Annotated in this window: 16 protein-coding genes; 14 read left to right on the forward strand and 2 right to left on the reverse strand. The window is 63.3% G+C overall.

All coding sequences use genetic code 11. The features are described from left to right. Window positions 1-393 precede the first annotated feature (393 nt). Together G542_RS0111065 and tsaD are read right to left on the reverse strand one after the other, a co-directional pair. Window positions 394-1722, reverse strand: coding sequence for a replication-associated recombination protein A (locus tag G542_RS0111065; protein WP_027824140.1), 1329 nt, complete (start codon window positions 1720-1722; stop codon window positions 394-396). Then, window positions 1723-2760: a tRNA (adenosine(37)-N6)-threonylcarbamoyltransferase complex transferase subunit TsaD gene (gene tsaD / locus G542_RS0111070; protein ID WP_012697837.1), complete on the reverse strand. Its 1038-nt coding sequence runs from the start codon at window positions 2758-2760 to the stop codon at window positions 1723-1725. 181 nt (window positions 2761-2941) lie between these two features. On the opposite strand from tsaD, the gene G542_RS0111075 reads away from it, so the two are divergent. The 14 genes from G542_RS0111075 (at window position 2942) to fliM (ending at window position 18015) form a co-directional block, all read left to right on the forward strand. Then, the gene (locus G542_RS0111075) at window positions 2942-3346 is read left to right on the forward strand and encodes an OsmC family protein (protein WP_012697836.1); all 405 of its coding nucleotides are present in this window, start codon (window positions 2942-2944) and stop codon (window positions 3344-3346) included. A 178-nt stretch (window positions 3347-3524) separates the two neighbouring features. Further along, window positions 3525-4016, forward strand: coding sequence for a low molecular weight protein-tyrosine-phosphatase (locus G542_RS0111080; protein WP_027824141.1), 492 nt, complete (start codon window positions 3525-3527; stop codon window positions 4014-4016). After that, window positions 4013-7291 carry a sensor domain-containing protein gene (locus G542_RS17570; RefSeq protein WP_012697833.1) on the forward strand — a complete coding sequence of 1093 codons (3279 nt, stop codon included), beginning with the start codon at window positions 4013-4015 and terminating at the stop codon, window positions 7289-7291. Before G542_RS0111080 ends, G542_RS17570 begins: the two co-directional genes overlap by 4 nt. Then, window positions 7288-7977: a chemotaxis protein CheB gene (locus G542_RS0111090; protein ID WP_012697832.1), complete on the forward strand. Its 690-nt coding sequence runs from the start codon at window positions 7288-7290 to the stop codon at window positions 7975-7977. The genes G542_RS17570 and G542_RS0111090 overlap by 4 nt, the downstream gene beginning before the upstream one ends. Beyond that, entirely contained in the window at window positions 7978-9381 is a 1404-nt protein-coding gene (locus tag G542_RS0111095) for a sigma-54-dependent transcriptional regulator (RefSeq protein ID WP_012697831.1), read from the forward strand. Then, window positions 9378-9707, forward strand: coding sequence for a flagellar hook-basal body complex protein FliE (gene fliE, locus G542_RS0111100; protein WP_012697830.1), 330 nt, complete (start codon window positions 9378-9380; stop codon window positions 9705-9707). Before G542_RS0111095 ends, fliE begins: the two co-directional genes overlap by 4 nt. 52 nt (window positions 9708-9759) lie before the next feature. After that, complete coding sequence (fliF, locus tag G542_RS0111105; protein ID WP_012697829.1) at window positions 9760-11475, forward strand: flagellar basal-body MS-ring/collar protein FliF; 1716 nt, start codon at window positions 9760-9762, stop codon at window positions 11473-11475. After that, window positions 11468-12466, forward strand: coding sequence for a flagellar motor switch protein FliG (gene fliG, locus G542_RS0111110; protein ID WP_012697828.1), 999 nt, complete (start codon window positions 11468-11470; stop codon window positions 12464-12466). The genes fliF and fliG overlap by 8 nt, the downstream gene beginning before the upstream one ends. After that, window positions 12453-13331, forward strand: coding sequence for a FliH/SctL family protein (locus G542_RS0111115; RefSeq protein WP_012697827.1), 879 nt, complete (start codon window positions 12453-12455; stop codon window positions 13329-13331). Before fliG ends, G542_RS0111115 begins: the two co-directional genes overlap by 14 nt. Further along, entirely contained in the window at window positions 13315-14706 is a 1392-nt protein-coding gene (gene fliI / locus G542_RS0111120; RefSeq protein WP_012697826.1) for a flagellar protein export ATPase FliI, read from the forward strand. Before G542_RS0111115 ends, fliI begins: the two co-directional genes overlap by 17 nt. A 6-nt stretch (window positions 14707-14712) precedes the next feature. Beyond that, a complete protein-coding gene (gene fliJ / locus G542_RS0111125; protein WP_012697825.1) occupies window positions 14713-15153 on the forward strand; it encodes a flagellar export protein FliJ in 441 nt (146 codons plus the stop codon). Window positions 15154-15243: 90 nt separating this feature from the next. After that, the gene (locus G542_RS17575) at window positions 15244-16443 is read left to right on the forward strand and encodes a flagellar hook-length control protein FliK (protein ID WP_027824143.1); all 1200 of its coding nucleotides are present in this window, start codon (window positions 15244-15246) and stop codon (window positions 16441-16443) included. A 135-nt stretch (window positions 16444-16578) separates the two neighbouring features. Next, window positions 16579-17013: a flagellar basal body-associated FliL family protein gene (locus tag G542_RS0111135; protein ID WP_211218820.1), complete on the forward strand. Its 435-nt coding sequence runs from the start codon at window positions 16579-16581 to the stop codon at window positions 17011-17013. Window positions 17014-17025: 12 nt separating this feature from the next. Further along, a complete protein-coding gene (gene fliM, locus G542_RS0111140; RefSeq protein WP_012697822.1) occupies window positions 17026-18015 on the forward strand; it encodes a flagellar motor switch protein FliM in 990 nt (329 codons plus the stop codon). The last annotated feature ends 14 nt before the right edge of the window (window positions 18016-18029 follow it).

Below are 18029 nucleotides of genomic sequence, written 5' to 3' on the forward strand. Positions count from 1 at the left end.
TGCCGGCCGGTTCCGGGATCGCCTGGCGGGAGTGGCTGCCGGCAGCCAGCGCTGATGCGGTGTGCGGGGGAAATTTGCCGGATGGCGCCGCGGCTGGTGTTGCTGCCGTCATGTCCGGTTGGTGGCGGATAGCCGGCGACGGCCCTTCAACAAGCCGGGCCCGGCCGGTTTGCTGTCCGGGTCTCCGTTGGGCCTGCCGGCAACGGATTGTCCGGCCGGTCTGGCGCCGAAGCGATTGATACCTCTGCATCCGGATTGCGGGGACGTGTGACCAGATGCAGTGTCGGGTATGGGCCGGCACAAGGGTTTTCCGCTGGCGCAGGATGGGCTGCATGACGCATGGCTGCCAGAAACCTGGTCCGCGGCAGGTACGCAGCTCCGGCAATGCCGTTGCTAGGGCTTTTTCTGCCCGACCGGGCGTGCACCGGCGTCCAGCTGGCGCAGGAATGCCAGCTTGTCTCTGATTTTCTGCTCCAGACCGCGCGGCACCGGCTGGTACCAGCCGGGTTCATCCATGCCTTCGGGCAGGTAGGTTTCCCCGGCGGCGTAGGCATGCGGCTCGTCGTGGGCGTAGCGGTAGGCGTGACCGTAGCCCAGTTCTTTCATCAGCCTGGTCGGGGCATTGCGCAGGTGTACCGGCACTTCGCGGCTTTTGCCCTGCTTGACGAAGGCACGGGCCTGGTTGTAGGCGTTGTAACCGGCATTGCTTTTGGCGGCGACTGCCAGATAGATGACCGCCTGCGCCAGCGCCAGTTCGCCCTCGGGACTGCCGAGCATGTCATAGGTCCGGGCGGCATTCAGTGCCACCTCGGCTGCACGCGGGTCGGCCAGACCGATGTCTTCCCACGCCATGCGCACGAGGCGGCGGGCGAGGTAATGCGGGTCGGCGCCACCGTCCAGCATGCGGGTCAGCCAGTACAGCGCGGCGTCCGGGTGCGAACCCCGCACCGATTTGTGCAGGGCGGAAATCTGGTCATAGAAGGCATCGCCCCCTTTGTCGAAGCGGCGGGCGTTGAGCGTCAGCACGTTTTCGAGGAAGGCGGTGTCGACACGCTGTACCTGCTGGGCGCGGGCGGCGGTGCGGGTCTGCTCCAGCAGGTTGAGGAAACGCCGGGCGTCGCCGTCGGCGTAGCCGGCCAGTACGGCGCGGGCAGCGGCATCCAGTTCCAGCCCTTCCAGTACGCCGGCTGCGTGGGCCCGGACAAACAGGGCTTCCAGGTCTGCATCTGTCAGTGGCTTGAGCACGTACACCTGAGCGCGCGACAGCAGGGCGGCATTGACCTCGAAAGACGGGTTTTCGGTCGTGGCGCCGATGAAGGTGAACAGGCCAGCTTCGACAAAAGGCAGGAAGGCGTCCTGCTGGCTTTTGTTGAAGCGATGCACCTCGTCAACGAACAGGATGGTATGGCGGCCGCGGGCAGCCGCCATCTGGGCGCGCTCGACTGCCTCGCGGATGTCCTTGACCCCGGAAAACACCGCCGACAACGGGGTGAATTCGGCATCAAAGGCATGGGCCAGGATGCGCGCCAGCGTGGTCTTGCCCACGCCGGGCGGCCCCCAGAGGATCATCGAGTGCGGCGTGCGCGATTCGATCGCCAGCCGCAGGGGCTTGCCGGTGCCGATGAGGTGCTGCTGGCCCACCACGTCATCCAGCGTGGTGGGGCGCAGGGTTTCTGCCAGCGGGACCGTCCGGTTGCCCGTATCGCCAAACAGGTCGGCCATTCAGGCGGCCCCGTTGACCGGCGGCAGGCTGGAAAGATCCCAGCGCGGCTTGATGGAAAAGCTGCCGGCTGCATGGGCCTGCTTCAGGCGCATGGCGCCGGCCAGCGCAATCATGGCGCCGTTGTCGGTGCAGAGCGACAGTGGCGGATAGAACACCTCTACCCGGCGTCTGGCGCAGGCGGCATCCAGTGCCGCGCGCAGCTGGCGGTTGGCACCCACGCCACCGGCGACCACCAGCCGCTTGAGGCCGGTGCGCTTGAGCGCGCCCAGCGATTTTTTGACCAGCACTTCGACGATCGACTCCTGGAAGGCGCGGCAGATGTCGGCGCGGGTCTGTTCGTCGATGGGGCCAAGATCGGCTTCGACGCGGGTCTTGAGCGTCAGCACGGCGGTTTTCAGCCCGGAAAAGCTCATGTCGAGGTCGGCGGAATTGAGCATGGGGCGCGGCAGGGTGAAGCGGGCCGGATCACCGGATTCGGCCAGCCGGGACAGCAGCGGACCACCGGGGTAGGGCAGGCCCAGCAGTTTGGCAGTCTTGTCGAAGGCTTCGCCGGCAGCGTCGTCCAGCGTTTCGCCCAGGGTTTCGTACTGCCCCACGCCATGCACGGCCATCAGCTGCGTGTGTCCGCCGGAGACCAGCAGGGCGACAAACGGAAAGGCCGGAGCCGGATCGGCCAGCATGGGCGACAGCAGATGGCCTTCAAGGTGATGCACGTCGATGACCGGAATGTCCAGTCCGAACGCCAGGGCGTTGGCGACCGAGGCGCCGACCAGCAGGGCGCCGCCCAGTCCGGGGCCCTGGGTAAAGGCGATGGCATCCAGGTCGGCCAGGGTTTTGCCGCCTTCGGCAAGACAGGCCTGGGTCAGCGGAATGATGCGGCGGATATGGTCGCGGCTCGCCAGTTCCGGCACGACACCGCCGTATTCGGCGTGCATGGCCATCTGGGTGTGCAGGGCGTGTGCAACCAGGCCGCGTTCGGTGTCGTACAGTGCGACGCCGGTTTCGTCGCAGGAGGATTCAAAACCAAGAACAAGCATGACAAAGCCCGCAAGCCGGGCACCGTTCGGAAAACGGCCATTCTACCCGTCCCCTCGCCGTTGCGGGACGACGGGGCCGGTCGCCGGCACCTGCATAAGCATAGTGCCGGGTGGCAGGGTGACGGGCGGTGGCTTGGGGTATTCTGTGTGCTTTAGATCCTGACACGAGGTGAATGGCGCCATGAAGGCAAGGCTCAAGCAGATTGAAGGTTCGCGTTTTCTTGGTGAGTCGGAATCCGGCCACGGCGTGGTGATTGATCCGGAAAAACGGTTTGGTGCCAGCCCGATGGAACTGGTGCTGATGGGAGCGGCAGGCTGCTCCAGCTATGACGTCGTCAGCATTCTGAAAAAAGGACGGCAGGATGTGCGTGACGTGACGGTGGAAATGGATGCCGACCGAGCTGACACCGAGCCGAAAGTGTTTACCCGCATCCATTTCCGTTTCATCGTGACCGGCCGGCAACTCAAGCCGGAGCTGGTGGAGCGGGCAATCAGCCTGTCAGCCGAAAAATACTGTTCGGCTTCCATCATGCTGGGGAAAACCGCCGTGATTACCCATGATTTCAGCCTGATTGAAGTGGAATGATTTTGCCGCTTTCATGGCTCGGCCGGCAGTCAATCTGCCGGTTTTCTTTTTTGGGTGAATGATTTGTAAATTGCCGCGTAATGCGGAAATTTTTTCCGTATCAAGAAAATATGAGATTGAGGCTTGGAGCCCGGACCGGACTGGCGGCACAATAAGCTTTTGCTCAGCATCGTCCTGCATGACTCCAGTCCGCATTTTATTCGTCTGTACGGGCAATATTTGCCGCTCTCCCACTGCCGAAGGCGTGGCCAGGGCGGTTTTTGCCGCTGCGGGCGCTGGCGGACAGGTATGGTTCGATTCGGCTGGTACGCATGCCTTCCATGTTGGCGAAGCACCCGATCCACGCAGCCAGCAGCATGCCCTGCGACGCGGTTACGACCTGTCCGGTCTGCGGGCGCGCCAGGTGGTTCCGGCAGATTTTGCCGATTTTGACTGGATTCTGGCGGCTGACCGTCACAATCTTGCCATGTTGTCCGCCCATGCTGTTGCCGGCAGCAAGGCCCGGCCGGGATGCATGCTGGACTGGGCCGGGCGTCCCGGAGAGGATGTTCCTGACCCGTATTATCAGGGTGAGGCCGGTTTCGAGACGGTTCTGGATGACTGTGAAGACATGGCTGCCGGCTTGCTGGCGGCATGGCGGCGCGGCGAACTGCGGCAAGGGGCAACATGAACGACACCGCAGGCAACGATATCGTGATGTCTGGGCCAGACCTCGCTCCGCCGGATGCGGAGCTGACGGCCCCGGCGCACTGGCCCGGGGAGTATTACCGGACAGCGCTGGCACACCTGAACGAAGGGGTGCTGTTCGTGTCGCCTTCAGGCTGCATGGTGCCGGGCAACCCGGAGGCCGTGCGGATCATCGCCGTACCGTCGGCCGAGCTGAGCCATGTGACCCGTGAGGGCGAGTGGGAAACCCTGACGGAAAACGGCGAGCCGCTGGCCATGGCGGACCGGCCCGGGGCTCGGGCCTGCTTTGCCGGCGAAACCGTCGAGCGCCAGGTGGTCGGCATGCGCCGGCCCGGAGCTGCCGAGGTGCAGTGGCTGCGCATGAATGCCGCGCCGGTTTACCAGCCGGAGCAGCAGGAGCCGGTTGGTGCGGTGGTCACGTTTGTCGACATTACCCGCGAGCGCCAGCGCCAGGAATCCTTGCAGCGCATGGAGGCCCGCTGGCAGGCATTGTTTGAAACGTCGGGCGATGTGGCTTACGACTTCGATGTCGCGACCCGCCGGCTTGAGCTGGCACCGGCATGGATGCAGATGCTCGGGCTTGGCCGCATGCCGGACGATCATTACCAGGACTGGCTGGAACGCGTTGATCCGCAAGTGCGTGACGACGTGGAAGCTGCCCTGTGTGCCCACTTGCAAGGCGAGACCGCTGATTACAGCGTTGAATATCCGCTGCTGCACGAATCGGGTGACTGGCTGCACGTATTCGAGCGTGGCCGCGTCTACCAGCGTGATGCCGACGGAAAGCCGTTGCGCATGCATGGAGTCATCATCGACCTGTCACGGCAGTTGCATGCCGAAGAGGCGCAGCGCCGGCTTGAAGGCATCGTGGCAGCCAGTTCCGACGCCATGGCGTTCATTGATACGGAAGGACTGGTCGGATTTGCCAGCCCGGCCTTGTGCCACCTGCTGTCCATCGGGACACAGGAAGTGCGCGGCCGGCAGTTGGAGGAGTTGCTGGCGGCCTACGCCAACCGGCGCGAACTGATGCAGGGGATTGAGGGGGCGCTGGCGGGCCGGAACCTGCGCATGCAGACCTGGCTGACGCTGCCCGGCGGCGGTGTGCGCTGTCTGGAATCGTCCTTTGACCCTTACCGCAATACCGAAGGTCAGGTCGTTGGCGCGGTGTGCGTCCTGCGCGACATGACCGACAACGCCCGCAAGACATTGTTGTTCGAGCAGGCCGAGCGTGCCGCACAGATCGGTGGCTGGATGCTGGACATCGACGCCGATGTGCTTGACCTGTCGCAGCAGGCGCGCGAACTCCTGAACATTGCCGCAGACCGGCAGCAGGTGCCGCTGGCCGAAGTGATGGCACAGTTTGACGAGGCGACGTTCAAAAAGGCCGGGCGTCTTCTGGAGGCTTTCCGCCACTCGCATTCCGTGGCGACGCATGAAATCCATTTTGACGCCGTACTGGTCACGCCGCACGGCGTGCGGCGGCGGCTGGCGCTTTCGGCCCGTACCTTGCAGGTTGTCGGGCAGGGGCATTACGTAACCGGATCGGTGCAGGATGTCACCAGCCTGCGGCGGGCCGAGCGCGAGCTGATGCTGTCGGCGCAGGTATTCGAACACGGCAGCGAAGCGGTGTTCATTACCGATGCCAGTCACCGCATCCTGCGCGTCAATCCGGCTTTCGAAGCCATTACCGGCTACGCCGCGGGTGAAGTGCTGGGGCTGACACCGGATTTCCGCTGTGTCTCGTCGCCTGGCGGTACCAGTATCAGCCAGCGCTGGGAACTGGCCGAACAGACCGGGCGCTGGCAGGGCGAGATTGTCTGCCGCCGGCGCTCCGGCGAGCATTATTACGAGTGGAGCGCCCTGAGCGTCGTGCGCCATGCCAACGGCTCGGTGCTCTATTTCATCGGCCAGTTCAGCGACATTTCGGCGGTCAAGGCCGCCGAGGCACGCGCCCTGCGGCTGGCATGTTTTGATCCGCTGACGGGTCTGCCCAACCGCAGCCTGTTGTTCGACCGCCTGCAGGAAGTGCTCAACCGCGAACCGCACAACGGCGCCGTGCTGTTTTGCGATCTGGACCGCTTCAAGAACATCAACGATTCACTGGGGCATACGCTGGGCGATGCGGTGCTGAAAGAGGTGGCCCGCCGGCTGGTGGCGCGGGTACGGCCCGGCGACACGGTCTGCCGTTATGGCGGCGACGAGTTCGTGCTGGTCTTGCCGGGGCTCTCTGACTGTGTCGTGCTGGAGCAACTGGCCGAGCAGCTGCTGGCCGATGTGTCGTCGCCGATCTTGCTTGACGGGCTGGACCTGCGCGTGACGCCGTCGCTGGGGGTCGCCGTTTTTCCGCGTGACGGCAACGATTGCGATGCGTTGCTGCGGCATGCAGATGCCGCGCTCTATCACGCCAAGAGCCGTGGCCGGAATACCTACCGTTTTTTCACCCGCGAAATCGACGACCGGGTCAGCGAATACCTGCATATCGAGCACGGGCTGCGCAGCGCGCTGGAGCGCGGGGAATTCGAGCTGCACTACCAGCCTCAGGTGGACATGGCCTTTGGCCGGGTGGTCGGTGTCGAGGCGCTGTTGCGCTGGAAGCATCCCGAGCAGGGCATGATTTCACCAGTGCGCTTCGTTCCGATTGCCGAAGAAACCGGATTGATTGTTCCGATTGGCATGTGGGTGATACGCGAGGCATGCCGACAGGCTATGCTGTGGCGGCGCGCCGGCCTGAGACCCATGACGATGGCGGTCAACCTGTCCGGCCGCCAGTTTTCCCGTTCGGTCATCGAAGCAATCGACGAGGCGCTGGCCGACAGCGGGCTGGACCCGCGCTGGTTGCAGGTTGAAGTGACAGAAAGCGTGATCATGGAAGATACCCAGGAGGCCTATACGGTGCTGGAAGCCCTGCGGGCCCGCGGCCTGACCGTGGCGGTGGACGATTTTGGCACTGGCTACTCCAGCCTGGCCTATCTCAAGCGTTTTCCGATCGACAAGCTCAAGATCGACCGCTCGTTCATCCGGGACATCGATCTGGACGAGGACAATCCGGTGATTGTCGACGCCATCATCGGCATGGCGCACAACCTGCGCATCAAGGTGCTGGCCGAAGGGGTGGAAACCCGTGCGCAATGGGATTACCTGCGTCAGCAAGGGTGTGACGAGGTGCAGGGCTACCTGGTTTCCAGGCCACAGCCAGCTGCGGCGCTGGGGCAATGGATGCTGGAACGGGGCATGCAGCACGGGAGGGAGCGCCTGTGACGGCCCGGCGTGATGATCCGCTGGTCATTGCTCCGTGTCATGCGGCGGACGTGATCCTGCCCCGTTCCGGCAGCCGGACCGTCGGCCGCCCGCCCCTGCTGGCGATTGGCGCTTCGACCGGCGGGACCGAGGCATTGAAAGTCGTGCTGGGGCAACTCCCGCGTGACTGTCCGCCGGTGCTGGTCACGCAGCACATGCCGCCGGTATTCACCCGGTCGTTTGCGGCCCGGCTGGACGCCTTGTGCCAGATCGGTGTCAAGGAAGCCGAGGACGGTGAGCTGCTGGGTAACGGCATGGCTTACGTGGCGCCGGGTGATGCACACCTGATGGTGGTCTGGCAGGGCGGACGTTATCGCTGCCGCTTGAGCCAGGGCGTGGAAGTCAACCGGCACCGGCCTTCGGTGGACGTGCTGTTCCGGTCGGTGGCCAATGAGGCCGGCGCAGCCGCGATGGGCGTGATCCTGACCGGCATGGGGCGTGACGGCGCCAGCGGCATGCGCGAACTGAAAGATACGGGCGCATTTACCGTGGCGCAGGACGAGGGCACTTGCGTGGTATTCGGCATGCCCAAGGAAGCGATTGCCCAAGGGGGAGTTGAAGAAGTCTTGCCGCTGGAGCGGATCGGGCTGCGCATGGTGGAATGGTGCCGCGGTCGCGGGCCGGCTTCGGACAGTCGGAGAATCTGAATGAAAGAACTGCCGATCCTGGTGGTGGAAGACGATCTGGCGCTGCGTGAGGCGCTGGTCGATACGCTGGAACTGGCGGGAGTTGCCGTCCGTGTGGCCGGTGACGGAGAAGAGGCGCTGGCTGTGCTCCGGCGCGAGCCGGTCGGACTGGTGCTGTCGGATGCGCAGATGCAGCCGATGGATGGCTACAGGCTGTTTTTCGAGATGCGCCAGCGCCGGTTGCAAGTCCCGTTCATGCTGATGACCGCTCACGGGGCCATTGACCGCGCAGTGGACCTGCTGCGGGCGGGTGCCTGTCATTACCTGACCAAACCGTTCGAGCCCTCGACCTTGCTGGTCGAGGTGGAAAAACACCGGCTCAAGCTGCCGGAGGTGCCTGAGTCCGACGATGGCCAGCAGCCGGTGGCGCATTCTCCGGTGATGCGTGAACTGCTGAAGATGGCGCGCAAGGTGGCGGCCAGCGAGGCCACGGTGCTGATTACCGGTGAATCGGGTGTCGGCAAGGAAGTGATGGCGCGCTTTTTGCACGCCAATTCACCCCGGGCGAACCATCCTTTTGTGGCCGTCAACTGCGCCGCCATTCCGGAGAGCCTGTTCGAGTCGGTATTGTTCGGGCATGAAAAAGGCGCGTTTACCGGTGCGCTCAGCAGCCATGCCGGCAAGTTCGAGCAGGCGCAGGGCGGTACGCTGCTGCTGGATGAAATTTCGGAAATGTCGGCTGCCATGCAGGCCAAGCTACTGCGGGTGATCCAGGAGCGCGAGGTAGAGCGGGTGGGCGGGCAGCGTCCGGTACGCCTGCATGTGCGCTTTCTGGCCACGACCAACCGCGATCTGGCTGCCGAAGTGGCCGCCGGACGTTTCCGTGCCGATCTGTACTACCGGATCCATGTGTTTGAAATGAATATTCCGCCGCTGCGCCAGCGCCGCGAAGATATCCTGCCTCTGGCCTGCAACTATCTGAAACGCCATGATAAATCATTGAATTTTACGGATTTTGTCATCACTGATGCTGCGGCTGCCAAATTGACGGCCCATGACTGGCCGGGTAACATCCGCGAGCTGGAAAATGTCTTGCAACGCGCGGAAATCCTCGCTGAAGCCGGTGTGGTTGATGCGGATTGCCTGCACTGGTCAGGCAGTTTGATACCTTTGTCGTGTCAGGGCGTGCTGCATTCCGGAGACGTGCTGCCGGTTCATGTTCCTGAGCAACCCGTTGACATGAAAAGTCTGGAAAAGCAGCACATCGTCGAAACATTGCGCACCGTGGGTGGTGTGCGCAGGCTGGCTGCCGAGCGTCTGGGCATCAGCGAGCGTACCCTGCGCTACAAACTGGCCCGCTGGCGTGAAGCGGGTGAAATCGACTTGGCCACCCTTGCGGGTGAGCGGCACGGAGAAGATGCATGAGAACCGAAGGGATCGATCAATTGCTGGGCGAGCTGCGTACTGTCGCGACCCTGGCATCCGGCAAGCCGGCACCGCAGCAGGTCGCCAAGGATGCCGCCGAACCAGTCGACTTTGCTGCCGTGCTGCAGGCCTCGCTCGACAAGGTGGCCGAGCGGCAGGCCGGTAGCCAGAACCTGCAGCAGCGCTGGGAGCTGGGTGACGAAAACGTCAACCTGCACGATGTCATGCTGTCGCTGCAAAAAGCCAGCCTGTCATTCCAGACCATGGTGCAGGTCCGCAACAAGCTGGTCAGTGCCTACCAAGACATCATGAATACGCAGGTTTGACCTGTATCCGAGCACGACACCTGTGCGTGCCTGTCCAGCCTGCATCTGATTTATGGCCGAATTGAACGAATCTTCCCCTCCGACCTTCCAGCAGCGCGTACGCGAGGCGCTGGAGCGTTACCGTGCCTTGCCCGGCAACAAGAAACTGTTGCTGTTCGGCGGCATGGCTGCCGTGGCGTCCATTCTGGTCGCTGCCTATCTGTATACGCGCGAACCTGCCTACAAGGTGTTGTTCAGCAATCTGCCCGACCGCGAAGGCGGGCAGGTGACCGAAGCGCTGACCAAGCTCAACGTGCCCTATCAGCTTGCCGACGGCGGCGTGATCCGGGTGCCGGCCGAGCAGGTGTATTCCACCCGCCTCAAGCTGGCTTCCGAAGGCCTGCCCAAGGCCAGCGGTATCGGTTTCGAACTGATGGACAACCAGAAATTCGGCATCAGCCAGTTTGCCGAACAGGTCAATTACCAGCGTGCCGTCGAGGGTGAGCTGGCCCGTACCATCGAGGCTCTGGGGGTGGTCGAGTCGGCCCGCGTGCATCTGGCCATGCCCAAGCAAAGCGTGTTTGTGCGCGAACAGCAGCTGCCGACCGCCTCGGTACTGCTGAACCTGCGCCCGGGGTTCATTCTTGATGCCGGGCAGATTGCCGGCATCCGCAACCTGGTGGCCTCTGCCGTTCCGGGGCTGCCGCAAAAGAACATCACCATCGTTGACCAGGAAGGCAACCTGATTTCGCGCATGCCGGACATGGAAGACGGCTCGGCCGGCCTGTCGCGCCGCCAGCTGGATTACGTGCGCCAGATCGAGACCAGCCTGACCAAACGCATCGAAGCCATCCTTGAACCCATTGTCGGCAGCGGTAACGCCCGGGCGCAGGTCACGGCTGCCGTGGACTTCTCCGAAGTCGAGCAGACCGCGGAAACCTTCAACCCCAATACGCCGCCCAATGCCGGCGCCATCCGCAGCCAGCAGACCAGCGAGTCCCAGACCCGTGAAGAAGCACCGCAGGGCGGTGTGCCGGGCGCCCTGTCCAACCAGCCGCCCAATGCTGCTGCGGCCCCGGTCACATTGCCGCCCGGTACCCAGGCCGGCCTGATGCCCGCTCCCAACGGTCAGCAGAACCAAGCCCGGCCGGTCAAGAGCAGCAAGGAAGCCACGACCAACTACGAGGTCGACCGTACCATCCAGCATGTTCGCCAGCAGACCGGTGCCCTCAAGCGCGTCACGGCGGCTGTCGTGGTCAATTTCAAGCGTACGACCACCGCAGACGGTAATGCCAAGATGACGCCGCTGTCCGAGCAGGAAATGCAGCAGCTGGACAAGCTGGTGCGTGAAGCCATGGGCTTCACCCAGGCGCGCGGGGACTCGGTACAGGTGGTCAATGCCTCGTTTGCCGACACCGCCGGCAGCAAGGCTGCATTGCAGGATCGCCTGTTCGACTACGCCAGCAACAATCCGGGTGAAATCCTCAAGTGGGTGCTGGGTGCGCTGGTGGTGTTGTACCTGCTGTTCGGTGTCATCCGGCCGGTGGTGCGCGACATCGTCAAGCCCAAGCCGGTCTTGCCGCCGCCTGGCTCTGATGCTGCGGCTGCCGAAGGCGAGGGTGTGGCCGGTGAAGGCGGCATGACCCTGGAAGACTTGGCCAATCTGGATCCGAAGGAGCTGGCCCGCCGCGAATACGACTCCATGCTGGAAGGGGCGCGGCAAGTGGTGCGTGCTGATCCGCGCATGGCCGCCCAGATCATCAAGGAATGGGTGAACAACGATGAGTGATGCCGGTATCCGTCGGAGCGCAGTGCTGCTCTTCAGTCTGGGCCAGGCCGATGCGGTCGAGGTGTTCAAGTACCTCGGGCCGAAGGAAGTCCAGAAGATCTCGACCATGATGACCCAGATCACCAACCTAGGCCGGGACGAAATCATGCAGGCGGCCCAGCTGTTCCGTGACGAGGCACAGATGCGTGCCTCGATCGATGCATCCGACGAATTCCTGAAGCGGGTGCTGACCGAGGCGCTGGGAGAGGACAAGGCGTCCAACCTCCTAGACAAGATCACCCAGGGCAACGACCACACCGGTATCGAAAGCCTCAAGTGGATGGACCCGGCATCGGCTGCCGACCTGATCCGCAACGAACATCCGCAGATCATCGCCACCATTCTGGTCCACCTCGACCCGGACCAGTCCAGTGCCATCCTCCAGAACTTTACCGACCGCCTGCGCAACGATGTTCTGCTGCGGATTGCCACGCTGGAAGGTGTACAGCCGCAGGCCCTGCGCGAACTCAATGACGTGCTCACCCAGCTGCTGTCCGGCTCCGACCGCATCAAGAAGAGTGCCATGGGCGGTATCCAGCTGACGGCCGAGATCCTCAACTTCATGGGGGCCAACGTCGAGCATTCGGCGCTAGGATCCATCCGTGAATACGACCCGGAACTGGCTCAGCGCATCCAGGACAAGATGTTCGTGTTCGAAAACCTGCGCGATCTCGACAACCGGTCGATCCAGGTCCTGCTGCGCGAAGTGTCGAGCGAGTCGCTTATCCTGGCGCTCAAGGGCACCAGCAACGAGCTCAAGGAAAAGATCTTCAAGAACATGTCGTCGCGTGCGGCCGAAATGCTGCGCGACGATTTCGAGGCCAAGGGTCCGGTCAAGGTGTCGGAAGTCGAAGCCGAACAGAAGGAAATCCTCAAGATCGTGCGCAAGCTCGCCGACGATGGCCAGATCGTAATGGCCGGCAAGGGAGGCGAGGAAGGTGTCGTCGAGTAAGTCATCCCTGCGCCCCCTGCCTGGCGAAGCGGTCAGCTGGCAGCGCTGGGAGCTGGCCCCGCTGGATGCGCCAAAGCCCGATGCGCTGGCCGGAGTTGATCTGGAGGCACTGGCCCAGGCGCTGGAGGCAGGAGCCTTGCCGACAGTGGAGGAGGCCGAAGGCGTCGAGGACGATACCGCAGGCGGAGACGAACCGGCCGGGGAGGAGGAGCCTTCGCCGCCAAGCGAGGACGTGACCGAAAGCGTGCAGCTGGCGTATCCGACGGCAGCCGAGCTGGAAGCCATCCATCAGGAAGCGTACCAGGCCGGTTTTGCCGCCGGGGAGGCCGAAGGCCATTCGGCAGGCCGGCAGGCCGGCCGGGATGAAGTCGTGGCCGAGCTGCGGCCGCAACTGCTGGCCGAGTTGCAGGCACTCGAAGCCCTGCGGACGGCGCTGGATGCCCGCGTGGCGGCACTGGATGCCGAAGTGGCTCCGCAATTGAGTGCGCTGGCGTTGAGTTGCGCGCAACGCATTGTCGCGGACCATGTCCGCAATTCGGCTCATGCCATCGAGCCTTTGCTGCTGCCGGTACTGGCCGGACTGGGCCGGCAATGGCAGCAGGCCCGCCTGCGGGTACACCCCGATGATCTGGCGCTGGTGCAGACGGTTACGGCCCGTGAGGCAGCAGAAGTACGCTGGCAGTTTGTCGCCGATCCGCTCATCGAGCGTGGCGGTTGCCTGCTCGAAGGGCCGTCCGGCCGGATGGACCTGACCCTGGCTGCCCGCTGGGCCGCCTTGCAGGATGCGCTGGGTGTCGAGCCACTGCCCGTTGATCCGCTTCCGTCTGAACCCGATACGGTGATCCAGCATGGCAGCACCGTGTAATCCCTGGCATGACTATCTGGCAGCCTGCTGTGCCACGGCCGGGCAGGCCGTGCTGGACCGGCCGCGGGGCTATCTGACGCGCGTCACCGGACTGGTGATGGAGGCCGTCGGCGTCCGTCTGCCGGTCGGTGGCGGTGCCTGGGTGACATTGCCGGACGGGCGGCGCATCGAAGCCGAAGTCGTCGGTTTTAACGGCGACGTGCTGTACCTGATGCCGGTCAGCTCCGTGCAGGGGCTGCTGCCGGGCGCAGCGGTCGAGCCCGACTGGCCGGTCAGTCCGCCTGTGTTTGGTCACGCGGCAACGCTGGATGCAGCCCAGGGTGGGCGTCGCGTACCGGTGGGCATGAAACTGCTGGGGCGGATTGTCGACTCCCTGGGGCGTCCGCTGGACGAAGCCGGCCCTGTGCATCCGGATACTTTTTATCCCCTGCATGCGGCCCCGATCAATCCGCTGGACCGTGACCCGGTGCGCTCCAGCATGGATGTCGGCGTGCGCGCCATCAACGGCCTGCTGACCGTGGGGCGTGGCCAGCGTCTGGGCTTGTTTGCCGGCTCCGGCGTGGGTAAATCCGTTCTGCTGGGCATGATGGCCAAGTACACGCGCGCCGATGTGGTGGTGGTCGGGCTGATTGGTGAACGGGGTCGCGAGGTCAAGGACTTCATCGAGAACATCCTTGGAGAAGAAGGCCTGGCGCGGGCCGTGGTGGTTGCGGCACCGGCGGATACGCCGCCGCTGATGCGCCTGCATGGTGCGGCCTATGCAACTGCGCTGGCCGAGTATTACCGCGACCAGGGTCTGGACGTATTGCTGCTGATGGATTCGGTCACCCGCTATGCCATGGCGCAGCGCGAAATTGCCCTGGCCATTGGCGAACCGCCGGTGACCCGTGGCTATCCGCCTTCAGTGTTTGCCAAGCTGCCGCAGCTGATCGAGCGTGCGGGCAACGGCCGGGCCGGTGGCGGTTCGATTACCGCTTTCTATACCGTGCTGTCCGAAGGCGATGATCAGCAGGACCCGGTTGCTGACAGCTCGCGTGCCATTCTGGACGGTCACTTCGTGCTCAACCGGCGGCTGGCCGAGGCAGGGCATTATCCGGCAATCGACATCGAGCAATCGATCAGCCGGGTGATGGTCGATGTAGTCTCGGCCGATCATGTCGCCAGCGCCCGTCGTTTCAAGCAGTTCTACTCGCGCTACCAGCGCAATCTTGACCTGATCAGTGTCGGTGCCTATGTATCCGGTGCTGATCCCATGCTGGACGAGGCCATTCGCCGGCATGACATGATGGAGTCGTTCCTGATCCAGCCTGCGCATAAAGCCAGTTTTTTTGCCGAATCGGTGACGGCGCTCAATGCCACGCTGAGTGGTACATAACGCATCGTGGCCGCACCAAGCCGTTATGCCTTGCTGCTGCGTCTGGCCAGCGAGCGTACTGACCGGGCAGCCAAACAGCTGGGGCAGTCGCAGCAAAGGCTGCAAGCTGCCGAGGCCAAGCTCATGCAGCTGTCGCAATATCTGGGCGAGTATCGCCAGCAGCGGCTGGCACGTGCCAGCCAGGGAATGGGAGCACTCCAGTGGAACGATTTTCAGCGCTTTCTCGAGCGTCTGGAAGATGCCGAGCGCAGCCAGCAGCGAGACTGTGAGTGGTGCCGGCAGGCCGTCGAGCAGGCGCGCCAGCAATGGCAGGAGGCCCGTCAGCATCAGCGCGCCATGGAAACCCTGACCGAGCAGGAAGCAATGCGCCTGTTGGCCGAACAGACGCGGCGCGAACAGAAACAGACGGATGAACTGGCAACCCGTGCCTTCATGCGCAAAGATTGATGATGGGTGGATTGTGTACAATCTGCCAAAACCTGGCGCGTTACTTGCTAGTATCCCAGCCGCTTTTGACCTCTCGCTGACGACAAGCCCATGACCATCACTGTTTCTCCTGCTGTCCCGAATGCTGCCGTGGCTCCGGCTCAACAAGCCGGACGTCAGGATGCCGAGCCGTCGTCCCTGGGGGTGTTTGCCGAACTGGTGCAGGCACAGGTCGAATCGATGAGCGGCGAAGCCGGGCATATCGTCAGCGAGGCGGACAAGAAAGATCCGAAGGATGCCGAGCCTGATGCCGACGTAACGGATCTGGCGGCCCTGCTGGGGTTGCCGGCCAGTCTGACTGCGGCACCTGTCGAGCCGCGCGCCTTGCCGCAACAGGCTTCCGACAAGGGGGAGCCGCGGCTGGCCGGGTCGCAGGAAACCAAAGGAAATGGCGAAACACTGCTGGATGCCGTGAAAGGCCAGCTGGCTGACCAGGCCTCTCGTGATACGGGCAAGGTAAACGGACTGGAACGCAAGGGGAGCGAGTCGAATGCCCTTGCTGCAGGCGAGGCGGAAACTGCTGACGCCAAGGCCGGAGATACGGGAGAGGCCGGTTCGGACGGCAAGCCGCTGGTTCCGCTGGCCCAGAGTACCGTGCAAAGCCGGGGTGAAGGGCTGGTGTCAACTCTTGCCGCCTCGGCCAAGGACGACGGCAAGGCTGACCGGCACAACTTGCCGGAGCCTGGTGTGAAATCAGCTCTTGAGTCGTTGAATCCACTGATGGCATCGGCTGACAAAACGGACAAATCCCACGCCGTGGCCTCTGAGCGCACGCCGCTGAACCTGCCCGTGCAGACACAAGTTGGCCGGCCGGGGTGGAGCGAGGAAGTAGGCAAGAACATCAGCCTGATGCTGCGGCACCGGCTGGACGGGGCGCAGATGCAGCTGAATCCTGCTCATCTGGGGCCGATTGAAATCAGCCTCAAGCTGTCCGCCGACAACCAGATGAGCGTGTCGTTTGTGGCCGCTTCGGCCCAGACGCGGGACGCTCTGGAACAGGGCATGAACCGGCTGGCCCAGATGCTGTCCGGACAAGGTGTCCAGCTGGCGGATGCCCAGGTGTCGTCAGGGCAGTACGGGGATGGACGGCAGGCCCAAGAGTTCGCCGGTAACGGTAACCCGGGGCAGGAGCGGCAGCGTGCCGATGCGCCAGTGTTTTCCCTGGACATGCGTGATGAAACACCGGCCGGAATCGCGGCTCCGCGCGAGACGCCGCTCAGGCCCGATGGTCTTGTCAGTGTATTCGCATGATTTGATTTTGAGGCTTTCGCGGGCGGGGGAAATCCGCGAAAATGTGCGCAAGATTATTCACCTCTCATGAGATAGGCATAAATGGCAAGTCTGACCGAAGCGTCCGCACCTGCATCGGGTGGTGGTAAAAAACTCATGATCGTGATTGGCCTGCTGGGGCTGGTGGTTTTGCTGCTGGCCGGTGCTGTCGGTTACCTGTTCCTGAACAAGCCCGATCCTGCGGCGGCACACGAAGCAGCACCTGCTGCCAAGCACGTACCGGTGTTTGAGAAAATCGATACGTTTGTCGTCAATCTGGGCGGGCACGACACCGTGTTGCAGACCGAGCTGCAAGTCGAGCTGAGTGACGAGGCCGGGCGTGAAATGCTCAAGCAGTACATGCCGCGCATCCGCAACAACCTGATCATGCTGCTCTCCAGCAAGACAGCCGACGAGGTCGCAACGGCCGAAGGCAAGGCGCGCCTGCGCGGACAGATCCGCAGCGTGATCAACGAATCGCTGGCAGAAACCGGCCGGCGCGACGTGGTGCGTTCGGTGGTGTTCAATTCCTTCATCGTCCAGCTGCAATAAGAACCGGTACTCATGGCTGACGACATCCTTTCGCAGGAAGAGGTTGATGCGCTACTGCGCGGTGTAACCGGCGACGACCAGGACGAAGACCTTTCTGCTGCCAGTTCGGTCAAGAACTACGACATCGGCCGCCAGGAACGCATCGTGCGCGGCCGCATGCCGACGCTTGAAATCATCAACGAGCGTTTTGCCCGCAACCTGCGCATTGGCCTGTTCAACTTCATCCGCCGCAACGCCGAGATTTCCGTCGGGCCGGTCAAGGTCCAGAAATACAGCGAATTCATCCGCAACCTGGTCGTGCCGACCAACCTCAACCTGTGTCATGTCAAGCCGCTGCGTGGTACGGCATTGCTGATTTTCGATCCGGACCTGGTGTTCCTGGTGGTGGACAACCTGTTCGGCTCGGACGGTCGCTACCACGTACGGGTTGAAGGGCGTGACTTTACGCCGACCGAGCAACGCATCATCCGGCGCCTGCTGGACGTGGTGTTTTCCGAATACCAGAAAGCATGGGAACCGGTCTATCCGATCGAATTCCTGTACATGCGCTCGGAAATGAACACCCAGTTTGCCAATATCGCCACCCCGACCGAAGTCGTGGTATCGATGACGTTCCGCATCGAGCTGGGTGCCGGTGGTGGTGATTTCCACGTGTGCATGCCGTACTCCATGGTGGAGCCGATCCGGGACCAGCTGTCTTCCACCATGGCTGCTGACCGGACCGAAATCGACAACCGCTGGGTCAGCCTCCTGTCGCGCCAGGTGCAGATTGCCGAGGTCGAGCTGGTGGCAACGCTTGCAGAAGCCCAGATCACGCTGGGAGACATCCTGAACCTCAAGACCGGGGACGTGATCCCGGTCGAGATTCCGGAAAGCATCGTGGCCGACGTATCGGGCATTCCCGTGCTGGACTGCCGCTACGGCACTGCCAACGGCCAGTATGCCTTGCGGGTCGAGCGCCTGCTGGCCGGCGCACATGAACTTGAACAAGGCCTGAACTGAACCGGGCCTACCTG

Origin of the sequence: Laribacter hongkongensis DSM 14985, from assembly GCF_000423285.1 — a bacterium.
In the GTDB taxonomy this organism is placed as follows: Bacteria; Pseudomonadota; Gammaproteobacteria; order Burkholderiales; family Aquaspirillaceae; genus Laribacter; species Laribacter hongkongensis.